This is a genomic window from Terasakiella sp. SH-1, assembly GCF_004564135.1.
In the GTDB taxonomy this organism is placed as follows: Bacteria; Pseudomonadota; Alphaproteobacteria; order Rhodospirillales; family Terasakiellaceae; genus Terasakiella.
Window position 1 is genome coordinate 47,274 of sequence record NZ_CP038255.1, and the last position, 18,302, is coordinate 65,575.

Here is an 18,302-nt window from a genome sequence, read left to right on the forward strand (position 1 = left end):
AATTCATTATTTGTACGATTTATTGTGAGTTTTATTCACAGGTATGAAACCGCTACCTTCATTATCTTCACTTCAAAGTTTCAGCGTTGCCGCAAAACACCAAAGTTTTACAAAAGCAGCCAATGAACTGAACCAAACACATGGAGCCGTTAGCCGTGCTGTAAAGCAACTGGAAGACTATTTTGGCGTTTTGCTTTTCGAACGTCGAAATCGTCGTTTGTATATTACAAGCAAAGGCAAAAAGTTTGCTGAACAGATCACAATACTTCTGGAACAAATCGAAGATGCTTGCGAAGAACTCACGTCTTCACCATCGGACCACAAGTTAGCCATATCCTGTGAACCTTCGCTTGCCATGCGGTGGTTAATGCCCCGCCTTGAAGAATTTCGAACAATACACGCTGGATTGGATATTCACCTTTCAACTGCTGGCGGACCTATTGACCTCGCTGAAAACGGTATAGACATTGCGATCCGTCGATCAGATTTCAAATGGGCAGAAGATTATTGGGTTACTGATTTAGGTAATGAAGCGATTGGTCCCGTATGTAGCCCTTCATATATCGAAAAACATCCAGATTTAAACTGGACCCTACTACATACAAGAACCCGCACAGAAGCATGGCATGACTGGAAACAGTTATCTAATCAAGACATTCAATGTGATAATGAAAAGTTCTTTGACCATTTTTATTTCAGTTTACAAGCAGCCGTCGCAGGAATGGGGGTAGCGATTGGTCCAAAGATACTTGTTGAAGATGATTTGAAAAACGACCTCTTGATAGCACCGTTTGGCTTCAAAGAAACATCTGTCAATTACGTCGCTTTGTCATTAAAGAATCCCACTTCAAATGAAAAGGTTCATGCTTTCATCAACTGGATGCAAAACGCATCTACGACCGTGTTTCTGACAATCTAAACACTGAACGACAATCGGTACTGGAACAGTTGGAACAGGCTTCAATACGCTACGAACACCAAAGCAACGAGGACGGTTGGTTGTTGAATTTGCAAAGTCTGGTGGTTGATTTTGACCATTTAAACGCCTTCAACAAACGTATAAAACAAAAATGGCTGTCACAGGTTGGACCTGTACGGAAAAAGTGGAGTGTGTCTCCTGAGTTAACTATGCTGACTACAGGAGAATATGATGAGTTGCAAACGTACCCCAGAATTTAGAGAAGAAGCCGCCCGTGTTGCTTTAAGCAGTAATCAGCCGCGTAAAGTGGTCGCCGCCGATTTTGGTGTCAGTGTCGGCAGTTTGAACCGTTGGGTTTCCCAATATCGTGAACGAGAAGGTTCATCCCCTAACGATGATGCTCAAAAGGAGTTAGCCCGTCTTCGCCGTGAAGTACGAGAACTGCGGGAGGAGAGGGCTCGCGAAGCGGACGGAACGGCACATTCTAAAAAAGGCGGCTCGTTACTTTGCGAGCCAAAAGCCGTGAAGTTCCAGTTTGTCCACCTGCAACGTGAGAACCATAGCATTGCTGGTCTGTGTCGTGCGATGAGCGTTTCTGAGAGTGGCTATTTTGCTTGGCGTAATCGTCCTACCAGCAAACGCCAACGAGAAGATATGGTACTGCTGGCCCATATCAAGTCCATCCATTATGCCAATTACCAATCCTATGGGCGAGGCCGTATGAAAGATGAATTGCAGGAAGAGGGAATTTGTGTCGGTGAACACCGCGTTGCCCGTATTATGAAGCAAAACAATTTGCGGATCGTGCGAAGTCAGAAATTCAAACGCACCACTGACAGCGATCACAAACATAATATTTCGCCTAATCTGTTGGATGGTGACTTTGCCGCGACAGCACCGGATCAAAAATGGGCGGGTGTCGGAATTGTACCGTCGATATATGGATGATCCTGCAAGGCAACGGTCTCGCAAAACAGTGATGACTTATGAAAGCGTCTTTAAGGTTCTCGTCGAGGTGTTGGGCGAAGACAAGGATATTGGTGAGATTAATCGTGATGATTGTCGGTACGTGCTGGATGTGATCCGGTATCTGCCAGCAAATGCGAAAAAGAAGTTTCCAAAGAAAACGCTGGTGCAAATTTCTGAGATCGCACGGAAGCGGAAGATGTCACCGATGGCACCACTGACCATTAACAAATACATATCGAAGTTAGCAGCCATGTTGAGTTGGGCTGTAGAAGAAGAATTGCTGGATCATAATCCTGCGAAGAATTTGTCGGTGGCTGATCCAATTCATCAGCAGGGCAAGCGATTACCATTTTCGGATTGGCAATTGAAGAAGATATTCACTGCATTGGAAGGCAAGTCAGGGGCTGAATATTGGGTGCCTTACATCGGGTTTTACAATGGTATGCGGCTAAATGAAATCTGCCAGTTGAATGTTGAAGATGTGCAGCAGCATGACGGTATTTGGTGCTTTGCTATTACTCGTGATCGCACAATTGGTGTCGATGATAAAATTCTTAAAACGAAAGCATCAGAGCGAACAATTCCAATCCACCCACGGCTTATTGAAATGGGCTTTATGAAATATCTGAAACGATTTGAGCGAAAACCACGTTCAAAGTTATTTCCTGATATTCCTGCGGGTACCACGGGTTATCGTTCAGATACATTCTCAAAAAACTTCCGTCGCTTCTTACGATCTATTGAAGCAGATGCAGACCGGACTTCTTTTCATTCATTTCGCCACAATTTTCGTGATGCACTTCGCGAGGGTAATGTTAGGCATGAAATCGCAATGCTGCTTGGTGGCTGGTCAGACCGATCAAGATCACAGGCCACACAGATGTTTTATGGGCGAGGGTTTTCAATAGAAACAATTTACGAAGAATTGGCGAAAGTAGTTTATACAGAACTAGATAACTAATAACTAAGCAACATTTTTTATGAGTTACAAGATGTTGTAATTTCTCCAGTAGTAAGAATTTGGGAAGATTAAGACTTCTTGCGTTCAATCAAGGTCATTATTCAATCTGAGTCTCTAATTATTGTTAATATTTTCAATTATGCAATTAAAGGAGGTTGGCTCATTGCTATGCAATAAATCTTATGGCAGCATGGCGGCGAACAATGATATTAGGAGAAGTAATATGCCCCTTGATCAAAGCACAAATAAACAATCCGCTCGTGTATGGTCTGAACGTTTAAACGACTGGATCGAAATTTCCAATATTCAGGCTAAAGAAGCAGTCGATGAATTACTGTTAACTGGTGTTGGCACTCGGATGCTCGTTCCAGATTGGGATACTCCTAATACAGTAAAAGACTAAAGTTAACAGGTGAACTCGTACCTCTCGCTATTAACTGGGTGTGAAATGAATATAAAAAGCTTAAACTTCTTGCCTGATAATGGGCCTCGTCAAGTATATTTCACCCCCAGTTATTACTGTAACAGCGATTGCATTATGTGTGGTGTAGCTAAATGGAAGAGAGAGCAAAAACAAGGGTTCCCTATTGAAAAAGCAAAATTACTAATTGATAACATGAAGCTTTGCGAAGAGGATGCTGTAGAACTTTCTGGTGGAGAACCTACTGTTTACAAAGGCTTCAAGGAACTGGTTGAATATATAAAGCACAATTATGGATCACGTGTTGTTGTGCTCTCACATGGCAGAAGTTTAAAAAATAAGAAATTCGTTGAAAGCATTGCAAATTGTGGGATTGACCGTTTTGTTATTCCATTATTTAGTCATTTAAGCGATGTACATGATCAAATCACACAAGTTAAGGGAAGTTTTGAAGAAACGGTTTCGGGTTTTCGTGCGTTAGAAGAATTTAATATACCTTTTTCTCTAAAATTCATCACGATGAAACCTAATTTCCAACATGCGTTAAAAACTTACGAGTTTAAAAACCAAAACTTTCCAAATGCTCGATTTATCATTTCTGGGTATCAGTTAATGGGAGAAGCCATCACCAATGATAATGAAGTTTCAATTATGCATTCTCAGGCTGGCCCAGAGATTGAGAAAGTTTTGGAACAAGCTGAAAATAATGGAGAAGTCGTACCTGTTTTCATGTTCCCTATGTGCCACATTGACCCTTCTTTTTGGAAATTTTATGGAGTTGGTGTCTGGCATGAGGAGGTTGTTGCTCCAGATGCGGAAAATATCAATCTAAGTAGTGAACTGAATTATGAAGAGAAACACCCTAAATGCACAGATTGTTTAGTGAGCCAGAAGTGTGTATGGGCATGGAAAAAATACACTCAGCGTTTTGGTAGCAATGAATTGAAACCGTATGCGAGTTGATCCAAAAGTTAGTAGGAAGCAAAAAATTGAATATGTAATTTCCGTTATTATTATGGAAATTCGAAGACACACAGAAACCTCGGTAATGCCTAAGATTATTTCAACAAGAGGAAGAGGGGTGGTTCATTTATACCCTTTTGATCTTGTAGCCAAAATAAGCTTTCTTGATGAGTTTTGTGACTTAGGGGCCATATATAACGAAAATGCGATTTTCAACAAATTATATAAAACAGTCTCTTCCTTCCCTCAGCTTAAACCTATTCAAATAGACGAATGTCTAGTAACGTTTTCAAAATTTATACATGGTCGAACAGCTACAGAAGATGATCATTACATTATTTCAGCATCCTTAAAATGCATGCACAGATCATTAAATGAAATAAAATTTGAAAAACTCAATTATTTCTATTTTGAGGTTGAGCAACTCATACAGTTGATCAAACAATTTCACCCAGAAAAATTACCGTCTCTTCGTGAGCAGTTGAAACAATTATGTGAACGCATAATTTGTGAAACAGAAAGACACATTATTTGCCATGGAGACACCAATTTAGGGAATCTCCTAATTTCAAAGAATAAAGGCAATTGGATTGATTTTGAATGTGTGTGTAAAGCTCCTATCGAATGGGACCTCTGTATTCTAATCATCCACGGCCTTCCGGTATTGGTTTGAGACCAGAAGGTTACATCATTCATTTTTACAATGATGAACAGGATCAAAATCCTGCCAGCTACATGGCCGGAGATCATGATCGTTTGGTATTGCAAGGTACTATTCGGAGCAATATGCAGGATTATTTCTTGCCCATATCCGTGAATGAGTTGGTGGAGAATTTCCTGATTAATGACCGTCTTGTATTAGACGACGAAGATCAGGAAATACCACGATGGGCAGAACGCCTGTTTGATAAGGTCGTTAGTAGCCCACAAGACGTGCGTGACCATTTGGGGGAATATGCTTTATTTGCGGCTCGTTCTCAGACCAGTTGTATCTTTGGCGGAGAAGGTGCAGGCAAAACGACTTCGATAATGAAGGCCATTCCCCAATTTGACGAACCTCACGAGGGGCACATTATCATCGCATGCCAAAGCTACGATCAAGCTGAACAGAAGTGTCGTGAGTATAATGAACTGAACGACGGCGATGATTATCAAGGCATTTTTCTGCTTTCCTTGAGCCAGTATATCACAGACGGATGTCAGGTTTTGGATATTAAGAAGCCAACTTCCGCCATTATTGCCGAAGCCGGTTTTAGCAATATGCTGGACTACATCTACTGCCAAGGCGGTGCATTGGTTGATTACCTTGAGGATCGTAAGAAGGAATTGTGGGACTCTTTACGTATCGACGAAACCAGAAAGAAGCGACCTGTCTGGTTCACCGTACATAGTGTTGTTCAGAGATGGCACCTTCACGGTGGTACACGCCTGTGGCTACATCATGAATTTGCAAATGAATATGCCAAGGGAAAGAAAGATCGGGATACGGCCCGTTTATATAATGCCATGGCGGCACAATGGGTCATCCATGATGAAGTCCGTATGTCTGATCTTATGGTTCAGTATCCGGCACCGGAAGTGGATCGTGTCCGTGAACTTGGTGATGATTACCTAAAAATGAGGAATAGAGAACGACTTGCTCTTTGCCGTCAATTCGGTTTCAAAGACGAAGAATTTGATGATGTAAGGAAGGTTGCCGAATATCAGTTTACTGACGATGACATCATCACCATTGAACCTGATTGTGAAACCATCGGTGTCAAAACAGCAATCTCGCCATATGAAACGGTTAAGGGCAATACACATTACGCAAAGCTCAAGAATTGGTGGAATGAGAACCCGGCTCGCATCACGTTTCTAACGACAGAGCATCGTATTGCGAATGCCATGGACCATATGGATAACGGACCCGTCGTGTTTAATTTTGATCGACCTGAATTGTTCGGTGAAGAAGAAACCACTGTTAATCTCATTCTTGATAAAAACGCCCGGAAAGCTGATGTGAAGAAGCTAGTGAAGGAAATTCAACAGCAGCACCCGAATGGGTTAGTCATCTCAAATATGACAAATGGTTTGGCGAGCACACACGATAAAGCGAAAGGCTCAAATAATTTCAATCAGGGCAATGTTGATTGTGTCACATCCGTTTTTACCATGCTGGCTCCACAGCAGTATGAACAGTTACTGGTCGAGAATGCACTATTTGGAACCGAGAACATGGTTCAACTTTTCTACTTGGATCAGTTCAATCAGTCGTGTGGTCGCACACTTGGGTACCGCTATAAATCGAATATCAAAACTCAAGCTGTCATGTCCAAGCGTTTGTGGAAGGAAATAGCACTCGAAATTTACGCGAACAGTCGCTACCGGGTGCGATTATCTCCATAACGATTGCATCTTCAAAAATATATTATATTATAGTATAGTAATTTTTAGCACAGAAGGTTTTGATGCGGGTCTTTACATCACGGCAGTTCGATAAATGGTGCAAGCAAACCGATATCACTGATGCAAAGCTGGTTAAAGCTGCTTTAGAGGTCAATGAAGGACAATATGAGGCAAGTTTGGGCGGTATGGTCTTCAAGAAGCGGATCGCTGCTGTCGGTCAGGGTAAAAGCGGCTCGTACAGAACCATTATCGCATTGAAGATTGATGATAAGGCTTTCTTTATCCACGGCTTCAAGAAGAACCAAAAGGCAAATATTTCGAGTGGTGAAAAGCAAGACCTGAAAGCTGCCGCCAAGGTCATCATGCAATTGGATGAAAGCGGTTTGAAAGTGTTTCGGGAATTGGAGGTTATACAATGAGTGTTTATAAATCTGATCTATCAAAATCATTGCACGGCATGATGTCTGATCTTCATGCTGCCGGTGCCATTCCAAAAACAACCATGCGGGAGTTTGATGAACGCTGCTTGCACCAAGCTGACTTTGATCGAAAAAAAATCAAGGAACTGCGAGAACGTGAGCATATCAGCCAAGCTGTACTGGCAAAACTCATCGGTGTTTCTACGAAAACAGTTGTAAAGTGGGAGGCCAAAGACGGCACCCCGCCCAAGGGGGCTGCCGCCCGTCTACTTGATCTGATTGACCGTAAAGGGTTGGAAGTTCTGGCCTAACCTTTTTCATCCAAGCTCGATATGAAGTCATTGAGGCTGTCCGGGGTTACTTCTTCATAACGCCCGGCGGCAACATCATCCAGCCCTGCTTGAATACCACGCTCAATAACATCACGTTGTACCCGGCTCATTTCACGAATGTTATCAAACACAGTGACACCATTAACGCCATGACCAGCACCACAGTATGACCACGACGGTCTAAAAACGTTAATCAAAACGATCGTTGAAGAGGTTTTAGAACGTCATGCACCCAAGAAGGCATCCATTACGCTGGACGACCTCTACCATCGTTATATGGATGATCCGGCACGACAGCGATCACGCAAAACGGTTATGACATACCAATCTGTTTATAACGTGCTGATGGATATATTCGGTAAAGATCGATTGATTGAGGAGATTAAACGGGATGATTGTCGCCAATTCATGGATGTTGTGCGTCACCTCCCTGCGAATGCTAAGAAAAGGTTTCCACGGAAATCATTGTTGGAAATATCTACGTTGGCACGGGAACGTGGAATAAAACCGATGGCTCCGCTGACCATCAACAAATACGTAAACAAATTGTCGGCGATGTTAAATTGGGCGGTCGAAGAAGAATTGTTGGACCATAACCCTGCAAAGAATTTATCCGTCGCCGATCCCGTGCATGCTCAGGATAAACGATTGCCGTTCTCGGACCATCAATTACAGAAGATATTTTCGGCATTATCCGATAAATCAGGTGCTGAATATTGGGTGCCGCATATCGGTCTATATAACGGTCTTCGGCTCAATGAAATCTGCCAACTGAATGTCGAAGATGTAATCGTTCGAGATGAGGTCTGGTGCTTCAACATCACCCGTGAATCGGACCGTGGAATTGACGATAAAGTTCTCAAAACGAAATCATCGGAACGTGTGGTTCCCATTCATCCGCAATTATTGGAACTCGGCTTCATGCGGTATCTGAAACAGTTTCAACGTAAGCCAAGAGGGAAATTATTTCCTGACATTCGTGCTGGTACCACGGGCTACCGATCTGACCAATTCTCAAAGTGGTTCAGTAGGTTCCTCAAATCCATTGATGCCGATTCTGACCGTACGTCGTACCATAGTTTCCGACATAACTTCCGTGATGCATTGCGTGAAGCGGATGTTCGTCATGAAATTGCTATGTTGCTTGGGGGGTGGGCAGATGGTTCACGGGGAAAGTCGGCCCAGTTATATTACGGCAGAGGCTATTCATTGGACATCATTCTAAAGGAATTAACATTTATAAAGTTTTCCCTATAGAGAATAAGCTATCAAAAATAACAATTTTAAATTGCCAATAGAATCAAACTTACATAATCTATTCTATAATAGAAACTGAGAAGCAAATAAACTATAAGCTGTATATGGAGAGAGAGCGAGAATGGATTTAAGACACTCTTATAAAGATGAAAATATATTACCTGATCGCAAATTAGATGTGCTTTTTATCGCAGCACCATCTTTCTATAGAGACGCATCAATCCAGCACTACATCAAAGAAAAAGAAAGCAATATAACATCCAGAAGCGGTGCTTTATTAATGGGAGATCAAGACCATGAACCAAGTCATGGTATTTTTTGTTTGAAATCTAGTTGCGATCAGGCAGGTCTATCAACTTTCGCAATAGATATGAATTTGTTATACTTCTTGAAAACGATAAACGAAGATTTTTCGCCGAATCAATTTCTAGAAAATTGCATAAAAGCAGGTCAGCCCGATTTTATCGCTTTAACTTCGATGCGGTCAAATTATCAAGAGGCAGTCAAAATATTCTCGCTTATTAAGGAGTTGAATCACGAAATTCCAGTCATATTTGGAGGAAGTGCAGCAGTTGATACCACGCTTCCTTTTTCGGAAAAGTTTGATTACATCATTCGCGATCAGCTACATATGACTGTTGTAGCTAAAATATTTTCCATCGTTAACTCGTCTAATGGAAAGAATAATATTCTGAGTGAGTTAACCAAGGACACATTTCCAACGTATATAAATATACCTAAAGAAATAGATTTAATCCCAAGATTATTTCAAGCTACAGGGTGTCCTACTGGTTGTGACTTTTGTTTTCCTGCGGCATCCAAAAATTTCAAGGTATTTATGCATAAAAATGAGACTATAGAAACTAACATAAACAAATTGCATAAAGAATATGACTTTAGCTATTTTCTAATTGGTGATTTAACTTATTTTATAAATTCAAAGCCTTCAAAATTATTAAATGAATATATTGCAGCGAATAACTTCAAGCCTTGGTGGTGTCAAACACAAGCAAAGATGTTGAATGAAACTTCGATAAAGAGGTTGAAATCGGCAAATTGTCGTCAAATAGCTTTTGCTGTGGAGGATTTGGAAACATCAAATTCCTCTATCCGTTTAAAAAATAAAAGCTTTCGAGAAACAGAGAGAATACTTACAGATTTGAGAAGTGCTCAAATTGATAGCCAAATGTATTGGATATTTGGTTTACCTGACGACACTCATGCGTCTTGTATGAAAAAAATTGAAGATATTTCATACTTTGTATCAAGTGGCTTGGTCAGTTCGATGCATCTTTCATATCTGATGCCATATCCCGGAACGAGCTATGGTGACCAACCAGAACAATATGGCATCAGAATGATTAATACTCTTGATCACCATTTTGCAGGTGTCAAAACTGATTTCTATGATGTTCTTCCAATCTATGAAACAAAACACTTAAAGTGCCATGAAATTTTCCACTATTTCAACGAGGCTAGGCGTATTTGCTCAAGAAAATTGAGTGAACCTGCTTGATTTTTAAAAATACCCAGTGACGATTAATGCAGGTAAGGCACTCGCTTTTAATTATGGAAAAAACATGCTAATACAATCTAAGAGATGTTGAGGAGTGTCAGTTCGATAAGCTGCCGATTTTCAATTGGTTTTATTTTTTGAAGAACTATCGATTGTCAATAATAGCGAGTGGCAAATGCCGCCCCTCCAATATTGGCTATAGTAATTTCTGATTCCTTAGTACAATGGATTCAGTGTGTGGGAGGCATTGAGAGAGGCTATATGGAACTATCTTTTTTGCACGTCTCAGACGTTCATTTTGGTGTCACTGACAACGACGGTGAACACGAGAGAATCACAAAGGCCATTGTTACCGCAGTAAAAAACAATTCACTTTCTTATGACTACATATTGTTCACAGGTGACCTTGCACAAAAAGCGACTGCTACAGAATTCCAACAAGGACTTCACTGGCTAGAACAATTATCGGAATTTGCGAAAAAGGGTATAGTTCTGTGTCCGGGACATCATGACACCAATCGGACAAAAGTAGATTCAAAATGTTTACGATTGGCATACGGACAAGCTGAAAATTTCAATTTAAGTAAAAATACGATTGAGAACAGCCATGCTCATATGGAAGATTTCTTAAACTGGTGTAAAGATACTCACGATGAAAGAAGTTTCTTCCTAAACACATGGAATGATAACCCATTCATTGATCACGTAACCCATAGCACTGAATGTGGAACTGTACATTTCATTTGCTTAAATTCAGCAGTGTTATCCTGTGATAATGAGGATCATCAGAAATTATGCGTTGATATTAAAAGTTTAAATGAAGCATTAAATAAAACGAATACTAAAGAAGAACTTGTGGTTGTCTTAAGCCACCATCCGTCTGATTGGTTAGTGGAATGGAACAAAACGAAATTTAACACTTTGCTGGGGCAAGAAACAGGCCCACATATTTTTTGTCATGGCCATGTCCATGAAATTGATGTGATTTCATCTTCGAATTCGCAAGGGCAATCACTGTTTGTCTCAGGAGCAGGTGCTGCTTATCAAGGAAGTAAGTGGCCTCAGTTTTTCACGCATTTAAAGGTCGATTTTACAGCAAACCAAACTCATCCCACAGTTTTTAAATATTCGACAGAAAGTGGTCAATGGTTAAAGAACGATGAGAAATCTCGACCTGTAATGGTTCAGTTGCCAAAGATTAAGGCAACAAAACAAGAGGATGTTGATGGCATCAATGTCACAGAAGCGAACTATTCCCTTTTAATTAATCAACTTATCGAATTATACCCTAATGATTTGAAAGATTTTTTTTACAAAACAAGTAACAAGAGGCGTTTACCGTTTTACTTATCTGAATTTAAACCGTCTTTTCCATTTAATGTAGATCATCAGCAAAAGTGTTCTTCGCCTGATAGAGGAGAGACATCCTTAGCAGAACAGAGGAGGCAAGAAGCTCTAGCAAAGAAACGGGTGTTTTATCCGGGAAATATCTTTCGATTAGTAAGTATTAACAATGAAAAAACCATCATAGCACCGTCAAGATACGATCACATCCTTGATGATTGTGATTATTTACGAGAGAATATTTTTAAGGGATGGGGTGTTTGTAAAGATGAGACTGCTCAGAAATCTTTTTTAAAAAATGCACCTATAATTCAAGAGTGGTTAGAAAAAATTAAAAACATAAAGAAAGGTGATTTTTCAATTTATGAAGCCGGAATCGCCTTCACAATCCCAATCATAAGTCACGAAAACACAGGTAAACTTAAGCTTTTACGGGCAAAAAGTTCTGATGCCAAATCCGCAGGAGCTAAGAAATTCCACTGTTGTCCAGCAGGAATGCTGGAATTCAGTTCAATGGATCATTTTAAAGAAATTAACTTTAATAATTTTAAACAATATATCTTAAAAGAAGTTTTGGAAGAAACTCAAGGTCACAACGAACTAGAAAAGGAGACACGCTCACTTTTGGCTTTAAAAAGGCGAATCGATCAGATCGTATATAATAATAGTGAGCAAATTAACCCGGTTGAAATAATTGAAAAAGTTGTAGACCTTAAACAGTTGGACGAGGTCTACTTCATCGTTGATGCGTTTCGTCTAAGACCTGAATTTATTATACCAATAGACCTTATGGGGGGATTCGACGTTAATACTAATTGGGAATATCAAGAGCTTGAGGCAAACCCAGTGATAATTAATAGTGAAAATGATTTAGATATTTTGGCCAACGAATTTAACTTTTGGGCAGAACCCGGCATAGCTGCCGCTTATTTAAGTTTAGCGGAAAGACTTAAGCCGGAAGGTGACGCACAACATCCATGAATTGGCGACAATCATCCCGTTTAATCTCCTCAATCAATCGATCTTTACCGAATATATCCATCAGCACGTTATAAACAGATTGGTATGTCATAACCGTTTTGCGTGATCGCTGTCGTGCCGGATCATCCATATAACGATGGTACAGGTCGTCCAGCGTAATGGATGGTTTCTTCGGTGAATGCTTTTCCAGAACCTCTTCTACGACCGTTTTGATTAGCGTTCTGAGACCGTCTTGGTCGGATGTTGGTGGAGCTTTGACTGTAGCAAATTCCTGTAGCAAACCGGAGCAGTCGTAATCGTCGTTCAGACGTTGTTCTGATGCTTGTTGAAGTAACTGGTCAACATGGTCAATGACGGTTCGATAACGTTGTTTGGCGGTGCTGTAATCGGCAGTGTGTAAGGACTTGGTGATTTCGGTACGACCGACACGTTCACGCAGATGCAGCGGCACCCAACGACGATAATGCCAGATGTCACCACGACGATGTAGACCAGAGAACCTACGCATGGCGACCTCCACTGTAGCAGTCGCCTGTAGCAAATTCACGATTCTGACCTGAATTTGTCGTCAAATTACGCTGTGAAATACCGTCACAACCACCGTCGCCGACCGTCATATTCAGCAGCATTCTGCGGGTGATAACAAAAAACCACGCTGCGTCACCGCATGCGTGGTTTTGTATATTGGTGGAGCTATGCGGGAACATGAATGCAAGGCGTACAGTGGCTTTGCGAACTTCCGACGCAATCACACCACAGACGTTTTCAGCACCGTTCACACGCCATTTCTGACGATCTGACGGATATGTCATCGGGGTAAAAACAAAACAGCCACAGCACGTCACCGTGTCTATGGCTGATTGTATAATGGTGGAGCCTAGCGGGAACATTTCTGGATTGGGCCGGATTAATTCAACGGGGCCAAGAAAAACCAGAAGGCTTTGTTTTGAACGCCTTTCAATCTAACGGAATGAGTTCTGAACCAAATTCGTCCATAAAGAATTCACTACAGTTTTTATGGGAGACAAACACATTGCGGGTACATCCAATTGCCCAATCATCATCCACTGACAAAATGACATACTCATCGTCGCCAAAATCAACGTAGTAGTCACCAAACCCATTCTGCTTGGTCTTCATTAATTCCATCGAGATTGGTGGTTCCAAATCGTAGTAAGTAGACATTTTACTGTCCTTTCATTTTTTTTTGGGGGGGAACGAAGCCCTATCAGTTTTAATGTCCATCGACATACAGATCGAGAAGACGGTTTTGGTCATCCAGATAACGGACTGCCACACCAAGATCGCCGTATTCTTCTACGATCTCTTCGGCAACCATTTTAAGGTCAGCTTCTTCATCACTGAACGGACGTAAGAAGATACGTCCCGTGAGATAGGCGATGTCGTCATCACCTTCCTGAACACGGTAATTGGCCTGAATATCGAACTGACTATAACTCTTGCGGATTTGATATGACAGATCACTGAACGTGCGTTCTGTCGGCACAAAAGTAATGCGACGATCTGCACCATTCACATGTAAGTGTGGTGTTGCCGCCAATCGCACAGCATCACCATCAGATTGAACTGCGATCCGACCATATTCTTCTTCGATGCAAAATGGTCCTTTACAGATTTCTTGAAGCGCATCATGCCAATTGCCCAAGTTTTCTGGATCATCTGCAACAAAGAACTGATGCCAGCGATTGGTCGCGAGGGCATGGTTAAAAGGGTAATCTTGTCCCATGTGTTTCATCCTTCTTATTGGGAGGTTTATAACTGAGACAATGGTACGGCCGTGTTTAATCAAAAGTCATAAAAAATCGACCAAGTAAAAAAACATACCCCGGGATTAGACTGCTGCCTTGAGAGCGTTGTAATAAGTTGATTTACTGATGTTCAGATGACGGCATGTATCCATCATTGTTGTTGAGGGATCATCATGAGCGATCTGAATCTGACGAGCCAACGCGGTCGTTAGTTTCTTTGGGCGACCGAAGGTTTTACCATTCTCACGGGCGACTGCCTGTCCGGCTTTGGTGCGCTCAATTAAGAGGTTCTTTTCGAACTCTGCGACCTATACGATACACAAGGTGCAATCTTCGACGTTTCTGCCGTAGATACTCTTATTGAGCAACTTCATGATGCGTGGCAGACAACTTATGCGAAGAAGAAAGATAACCATCTGGTGTCATCAGCGGTGTTTAATCCAGCCCTTTCTGAAAAGACAGATCGTGGGTTAAAAAACGTCGAGAATACATGGGGTGTCTGGCTGGATAACGACGATCCAAACGGCATTGCATGGCAAGACTTCAAGAAGGTGTTTGCGCACTTGAAAATGGTCGGTTGCAATTCCCATTCTGGCAATGGTCGCTATCGGGTGTTTCTGCCAACGACAACGGCTATGACTGCCGAAGTCCACCAAATCGCCGTTGACCACATCTTCCAGATATTGACCGATCATGGGTTTAGGCATCACGGCTTTGATTTATCCAAACGTCATGCGGCATCACTTTTCTACCTCCCGTGTCAGGCAAAAGACGGTGATAGTTTCTTTGATGTTTGCGATGGTGATCTACTGGACCCGATTGCAGTTCTGAACGTGGTGGAATTTTCTGATAAACCAATGCAAAAACCGTCAGTGGGAAAAGCCGTGTCACCCCAATCCATCCAAGCTTCTATCGACCACTATCGGAATGTTCAGGCTGGAAGTGGACAGCGTAATGAAGAATTTTTCAAGCTTGGTTTTGTTCTTTTAAGGAAAGGTTGTGACCTCGCTACTATTGAGGAAGCGTTGGAAGCTGCTGACTACGATAACAGCCGTCGTGCAAAAGGACAGATTGTCAGCGTGATCAAAAGCCTTGAAACTGGCAAATATGGATACGTTGCTGCCATTTAAAACAACACGATCCAGTCTGCATAAATAGGTGTATCTAAAGAGGAGATACACCTATGCGATTAACTGAATTTGACTATCAGATTGATGAACCCAAGGGACCAAAATCAATTGATGTCTGGGCCGGACAGCAGACACGGATATACTGCATGTTCCTTCGTATCACGGGCGTAATTAATCTATCGTACCAGCCAGAACTTACCGAAATATGGATTGATCAATATCCAATCCATGAAACAGGTAGCAGCATCTCAATTAACTGTTTGGGAGGCAAAGACGGTTACACAGTTATATGCGACTGTTTTGGACTTTATCCGATGGTGATTGAACCGCCACGAGACTTCAAAACTGTGGAACTAAATTGTCGGGCCTTAGCCCCTGAATTGGTGACCGAACGTGACCGCTACAAAATCCCGGAAGCGGAAATCATTCTTGGTAGCTGCAATATGGTCGATTTTGATAACCGCTGCTCCATGACTTTGATCCGTAGTGCCGACAAGCGTGAAATCGATGGAGGCGAGTATGCGAATGTATGAATTTCTTCCCGAAGTCGCTTCAACGTTCATTTATGCTATCGAGTTTATGGAAGTCCCGGTGGATTTAAAGGACATAGATGATGAAGAGTGGCCTGTGGCACAAATTAACGGTTCAGATTGTGTGACTATCAGCAAACGGATTGATCACAAACAGCCCCACGGCTTTATGGTGAGGGTTTGCACATTTGGGAGCGATATTTCAGAAATTCAAAAGCACGTTCGCGCATCTGAGCTTCGTTGGGGCAAACAGCACTTTGACGGTGTTCGCTGTAATCCAACCTTGGCAAGTGATGTGATGGAGGTCAAGCGTATGGATTGGCACTCGACCGAGGTTGTTTACCATGACTTACGTCGCCAAATTGAGGAATTGGTGGATAAATTGTAAGCGAAGGCTGTAAGAAATGACAGATATTGAAGTTCCTGAATTCTTTGATCCTGCTAATGGGGCAAACAGGAGCTTCTCTCCTGCGTTGCCAGAGATTATGGGTCACGCCAAAGAATATGTGGCATCACACAACATTCAGAAGGCTCAAGCTGACAAAATACGCATTGAACTATTGCTTATTGATTGTCAGAAAGACTTTTGTTTCCCATCGGCATTTATTCCAGAAGAACGTGAAGTAAGCGAGAAAACCGTTCGCATTGTAGAATTTATCTACAGAAACCTGCCGCACATTTCCTACATCACCACAATGATGCGGAGCCATTTCCCTTATCAAATATTCCTGCCTTTATGGTGGATGGATAAGTGCGGTAGAAATGTCGAAGCTGCGACAGTTATTACCAGCGAAGATGTTTGGTCTGAAAAATACAAGCCTTCCCCCGAAGTTTCTCAGTTCGCGGGTGGTACTTACAATTGGGTGTGTAAACAATCTGAATATTACGCCAAATCAATTGAAAGTATGGGGCATCAACTTCATATCAAGCCTTTCCATTGTCTAATGGGAAGTGATGGTTGGAATTTGGCAGGTGTTATCCAAGAAGCCTGTTGGTTTCATGCCGTAACGCGAGGCATTCAGCCCGGTCTGCAATTGTATGACACGAACCCGTGGACCGAATGCTATTCCATATTTGGTCCCGATTGTTTGACTCGATGGGATGGTAAGGGAGCTTTAGATCAAAGAAACACCGCACTCTTCCAAAAATTACGGCATAACGATTTTCTTGTTTTTGCAGGTGGTTCGACCTTTCATTCGATTATTCCTACAGTCGATGATTTGATAAATGAAATCTTTTCAACGGACCCAATGCTGGCAAGAAAGGTCTACCTGTTAAAGGATTGCATAGGTTACGGGGAAGAAGAGAAAGGCAAGATATGCGAAAAGTATGAAACCGCTGGTATCAACGTTGTAAAATCGGCGGTATTCATAGAAATGTGTAATAAGAAATAAATCCCAGAACAATATGTTTTGTTCTTGTTCATTTCATTGACAACTACAACCTTTAGAGACTAATTTGCGAACTGGAGAAGTTGTCCAGTTTGGAGATTTAGAAGTAGTGTCTATCGACGATTTAAGTTCGGTTCAGTTTTCAGGTCATGAAACCTTTCCGTTGCGACACGGTTGGCTGACTAAAGCCACGACAGAGATTTATAAGAAAGAAACCGACAATCGCGGCATTTTTGCGGATGCCGACGCAATCGTGAGATTTGGCGTTGGTAAGAATATGGTGAGTTCAATTCGCCATTGGGCTACCGCTACTCAAATCATTGAAACACAGAATAATACTTGGAAAGTAACAGAGTTAGGTGATTTCCTGTTCGGTGAAGATGGTGTCGATGTTTACGCTGAAACCCACTCTACTCTTTGGTTGTTGCATTGGAAGCTTTGTTCCACACCAAATAAAAGCACAACGTGGTATTGGGTTTTTAATTTACTTTTAGATGATAAATTTGAAAAACATGATCTAATTTCTTCATTGCTGACATTTTGTTCTGATAAGAATATTTCCCGGACTTCTGAATCCACAATCAAGAATGATGTTGATTGCTTTATTGGTTGTTATGCCAAAAAGCGTGGGAAAACGGCAGGGGATGATCTCGAATCAGCACTCGGGGATTTGAATATTATTCAGCCTATTAAGCATGGGACGCGATACGTCCTACAAAAAGGTGATAAACCGACACTCCACTCTGCAATATTTAACTTCTGTTTGTTCGAGTATATGAAGTCAGCAGGTACATCGAATACAATTTCGGTTGATAAAATTGTTTATGGAGAAGGTTCTCCCGGTCGTGTCTTTAAGCTTGATGAACAATCAACAGTAAGACGTTTAGTAGATATTGCGGATAGTTCAAACGGTGTCTTCGAATGGTCTGAAACCGCCGGGTTAAGGCAAGTTGCTTTGGTGAATGAACCTTCCTCTCCAATCGAATTATTACGCCCTGCGTTTGAGATTTAA

22 protein-coding genes are annotated in these 18,302 nt (G+C 41.7%); 17 read left to right on the forward strand and 5 right to left on the reverse strand.

The window, feature by feature from the left end:
- Positions 1–43 precede the first annotated feature (43 nt).
- From E4K71_RS00225 to E4K71_RS00265, 9 genes are all read left to right on the forward strand, one after another.
- Complete coding sequence (locus tag E4K71_RS00225) at positions 44–919, forward strand: LysR substrate-binding domain-containing protein (RefSeq protein WP_135074822.1); 876 nt, start codon at positions 44–46, stop codon at positions 917–919.
- Positions 920–1,147: 228 nt separating this feature from the next.
- A complete protein-coding gene (locus tag E4K71_RS00230) occupies positions 1,148–1,867 on the forward strand; it encodes an IS3 family transposase (protein ID WP_135074825.1) in 720 nt (239 codons plus the stop codon).
- Positions 1,860–2,849: a site-specific integrase gene (locus E4K71_RS00235; protein WP_167730150.1), complete on the forward strand. Its 990-nt coding sequence runs from the start codon at positions 1,860–1,862 to the stop codon at positions 2,847–2,849. The genes E4K71_RS00230 and E4K71_RS00235 overlap by 8 nt, the downstream gene beginning before the upstream one ends.
- Before the next feature lie 223 nt (positions 2,850–3,072).
- Positions 3,073–3,252 (forward strand): hypothetical protein, encoded by a 180-nt coding sequence (locus tag E4K71_RS00240; RefSeq protein WP_135074831.1) that lies wholly within the window; start codon positions 3,073–3,075, stop codon positions 3,250–3,252.
- 45 nt (positions 3,253–3,297) lie between these two features.
- Entirely contained in the window at positions 3,298–4,233 is a 936-nt protein-coding gene (locus E4K71_RS00245) for a radical SAM protein (RefSeq protein WP_135074834.1), read from the forward strand.
- The gene (locus E4K71_RS00250; protein ID WP_135074837.1) at positions 4,223–4,906 is read left to right on the forward strand and encodes a phosphotransferase; all 684 of its coding nucleotides are present in this window, start codon (positions 4,223–4,225) and stop codon (positions 4,904–4,906) included. Before E4K71_RS00245 ends, E4K71_RS00250 begins: the two co-directional genes overlap by 11 nt.
- Positions 4,858–6,621, forward strand: a complete 1,764-nt coding sequence (locus E4K71_RS00255) for a hypothetical protein (RefSeq protein ID WP_135074840.1) — start codon at positions 4,858–4,860, stop codon at positions 6,619–6,621. Before E4K71_RS00250 ends, E4K71_RS00255 begins: the two co-directional genes overlap by 49 nt.
- 62 nt (positions 6,622–6,683) lie before the next feature.
- Positions 6,684–7,040, forward strand: coding sequence for a type II toxin-antitoxin system RelE/ParE family toxin (locus tag E4K71_RS00260; RefSeq protein ID WP_135074844.1), 357 nt, complete (start codon positions 6,684–6,686; stop codon positions 7,038–7,040).
- Positions 7,037–7,351: a helix-turn-helix domain-containing protein gene (locus tag E4K71_RS00265; protein ID WP_135074847.1), complete on the forward strand. Its 315-nt coding sequence runs from the start codon at positions 7,037–7,039 to the stop codon at positions 7,349–7,351. Before E4K71_RS00260 ends, E4K71_RS00265 begins: the two co-directional genes overlap by 4 nt.
- Here E4K71_RS00265 and E4K71_RS18115 read toward each other — a convergent pair.
- Positions 7,348–7,503 (reverse strand): hypothetical protein, encoded by a 156-nt coding sequence (locus E4K71_RS18115; protein ID WP_167730152.1) that lies wholly within the window; start codon positions 7,501–7,503, stop codon positions 7,348–7,350. The two genes, E4K71_RS00265 and E4K71_RS18115, sit on opposite strands and share 4 nt — an antisense overlap.
- A gap of 184 nt (positions 7,504–7,687) precedes the next feature.
- On the opposite strand from E4K71_RS18115, the gene E4K71_RS00270 reads away from it, so the two are divergent.
- From E4K71_RS00270 to E4K71_RS00280, 3 genes are all read left to right on the forward strand, one after another.
- Positions 7,688–8,629 carry a site-specific integrase gene (locus tag E4K71_RS00270; RefSeq protein WP_240796852.1) on the forward strand — a complete coding sequence of 314 codons (942 nt, stop codon included), beginning with the start codon at positions 7,688–7,690 and terminating at the stop codon, positions 8,627–8,629.
- Between the two features lie 121 nt (positions 8,630–8,750).
- The gene (locus E4K71_RS00275) at positions 8,751–10,145 is read left to right on the forward strand and encodes a radical SAM protein (RefSeq protein ID WP_135074855.1); all 1,395 of its coding nucleotides are present in this window, start codon (positions 8,751–8,753) and stop codon (positions 10,143–10,145) included.
- Between the two features lie 237 nt (positions 10,146–10,382).
- Positions 10,383–12,470 (forward strand): metallophosphoesterase, encoded by a 2,088-nt coding sequence (locus E4K71_RS00280; RefSeq protein WP_135074858.1) that lies wholly within the window; start codon positions 10,383–10,385, stop codon positions 12,468–12,470.
- Here the strand turns inward: E4K71_RS00280 and E4K71_RS00285 are convergent.
- The 4 genes from E4K71_RS00285 to E4K71_RS00300 form a co-directional block, all read right to left on the reverse strand.
- A complete protein-coding gene (locus tag E4K71_RS00285) occupies positions 12,439–12,978 on the reverse strand; it encodes a DUF6538 domain-containing protein (protein WP_135074861.1) in 540 nt (179 codons plus the stop codon). The genes E4K71_RS00280 and E4K71_RS00285 overlap by 32 nt on opposite strands.
- Entirely contained in the window at positions 12,971–13,282 is a 312-nt protein-coding gene (locus E4K71_RS00290) for a hypothetical protein (RefSeq protein ID WP_135074864.1), read from the reverse strand. The genes E4K71_RS00285 and E4K71_RS00290 overlap by 8 nt, the downstream gene beginning before the upstream one ends.
- 145 nt (positions 13,283–13,427) lie before the next feature.
- Positions 13,428–13,655, reverse strand: a complete 228-nt coding sequence (locus E4K71_RS00295) for a hypothetical protein (protein ID WP_135074867.1) — start codon at positions 13,653–13,655, stop codon at positions 13,428–13,430.
- Positions 13,656–13,704: 49 nt separating this feature from the next.
- Entirely contained in the window at positions 13,705–14,217 is a 513-nt protein-coding gene (locus E4K71_RS00300; protein ID WP_135074870.1) for a hypothetical protein, read from the reverse strand.
- Positions 14,218–14,670: 453 nt separating this feature from the next.
- Here E4K71_RS00300 and E4K71_RS00305 point away from each other — a divergent pair, with 453 nt between their 5' ends.
- The 5 genes from E4K71_RS00305 (at position 14,671) to E4K71_RS00325 (ending at position 18,302) form a co-directional block, all read left to right on the forward strand.
- Positions 14,671–15,369: a hypothetical protein gene (locus E4K71_RS00305; RefSeq protein ID WP_135074873.1), complete on the forward strand. Its 699-nt coding sequence runs from the start codon at positions 14,671–14,673 to the stop codon at positions 15,367–15,369.
- Between the two features lie 53 nt (positions 15,370–15,422).
- Entirely contained in the window at positions 15,423–15,902 is a 480-nt protein-coding gene (locus tag E4K71_RS00310; RefSeq protein WP_135074876.1) for a hypothetical protein, read from the forward strand.
- Positions 15,895–16,287: a hypothetical protein gene (locus E4K71_RS00315; RefSeq protein WP_135074879.1), complete on the forward strand. Its 393-nt coding sequence runs from the start codon at positions 15,895–15,897 to the stop codon at positions 16,285–16,287. The genes E4K71_RS00310 and E4K71_RS00315 overlap by 8 nt, the downstream gene beginning before the upstream one ends.
- A gap of 16 nt (positions 16,288–16,303) precedes the next feature.
- A complete protein-coding gene (locus E4K71_RS00320; RefSeq protein ID WP_135074882.1) occupies positions 16,304–17,293 on the forward strand; it encodes a hypothetical protein in 990 nt (329 codons plus the stop codon).
- Between the two features lie 106 nt (positions 17,294–17,399).
- On the forward strand, positions 17,400–18,302 hold the full coding sequence (locus E4K71_RS00325) for a DUF4007 family protein (RefSeq protein WP_167730153.1): 903 nt from the start codon (positions 17,400–17,402) through the stop codon (positions 18,300–18,302).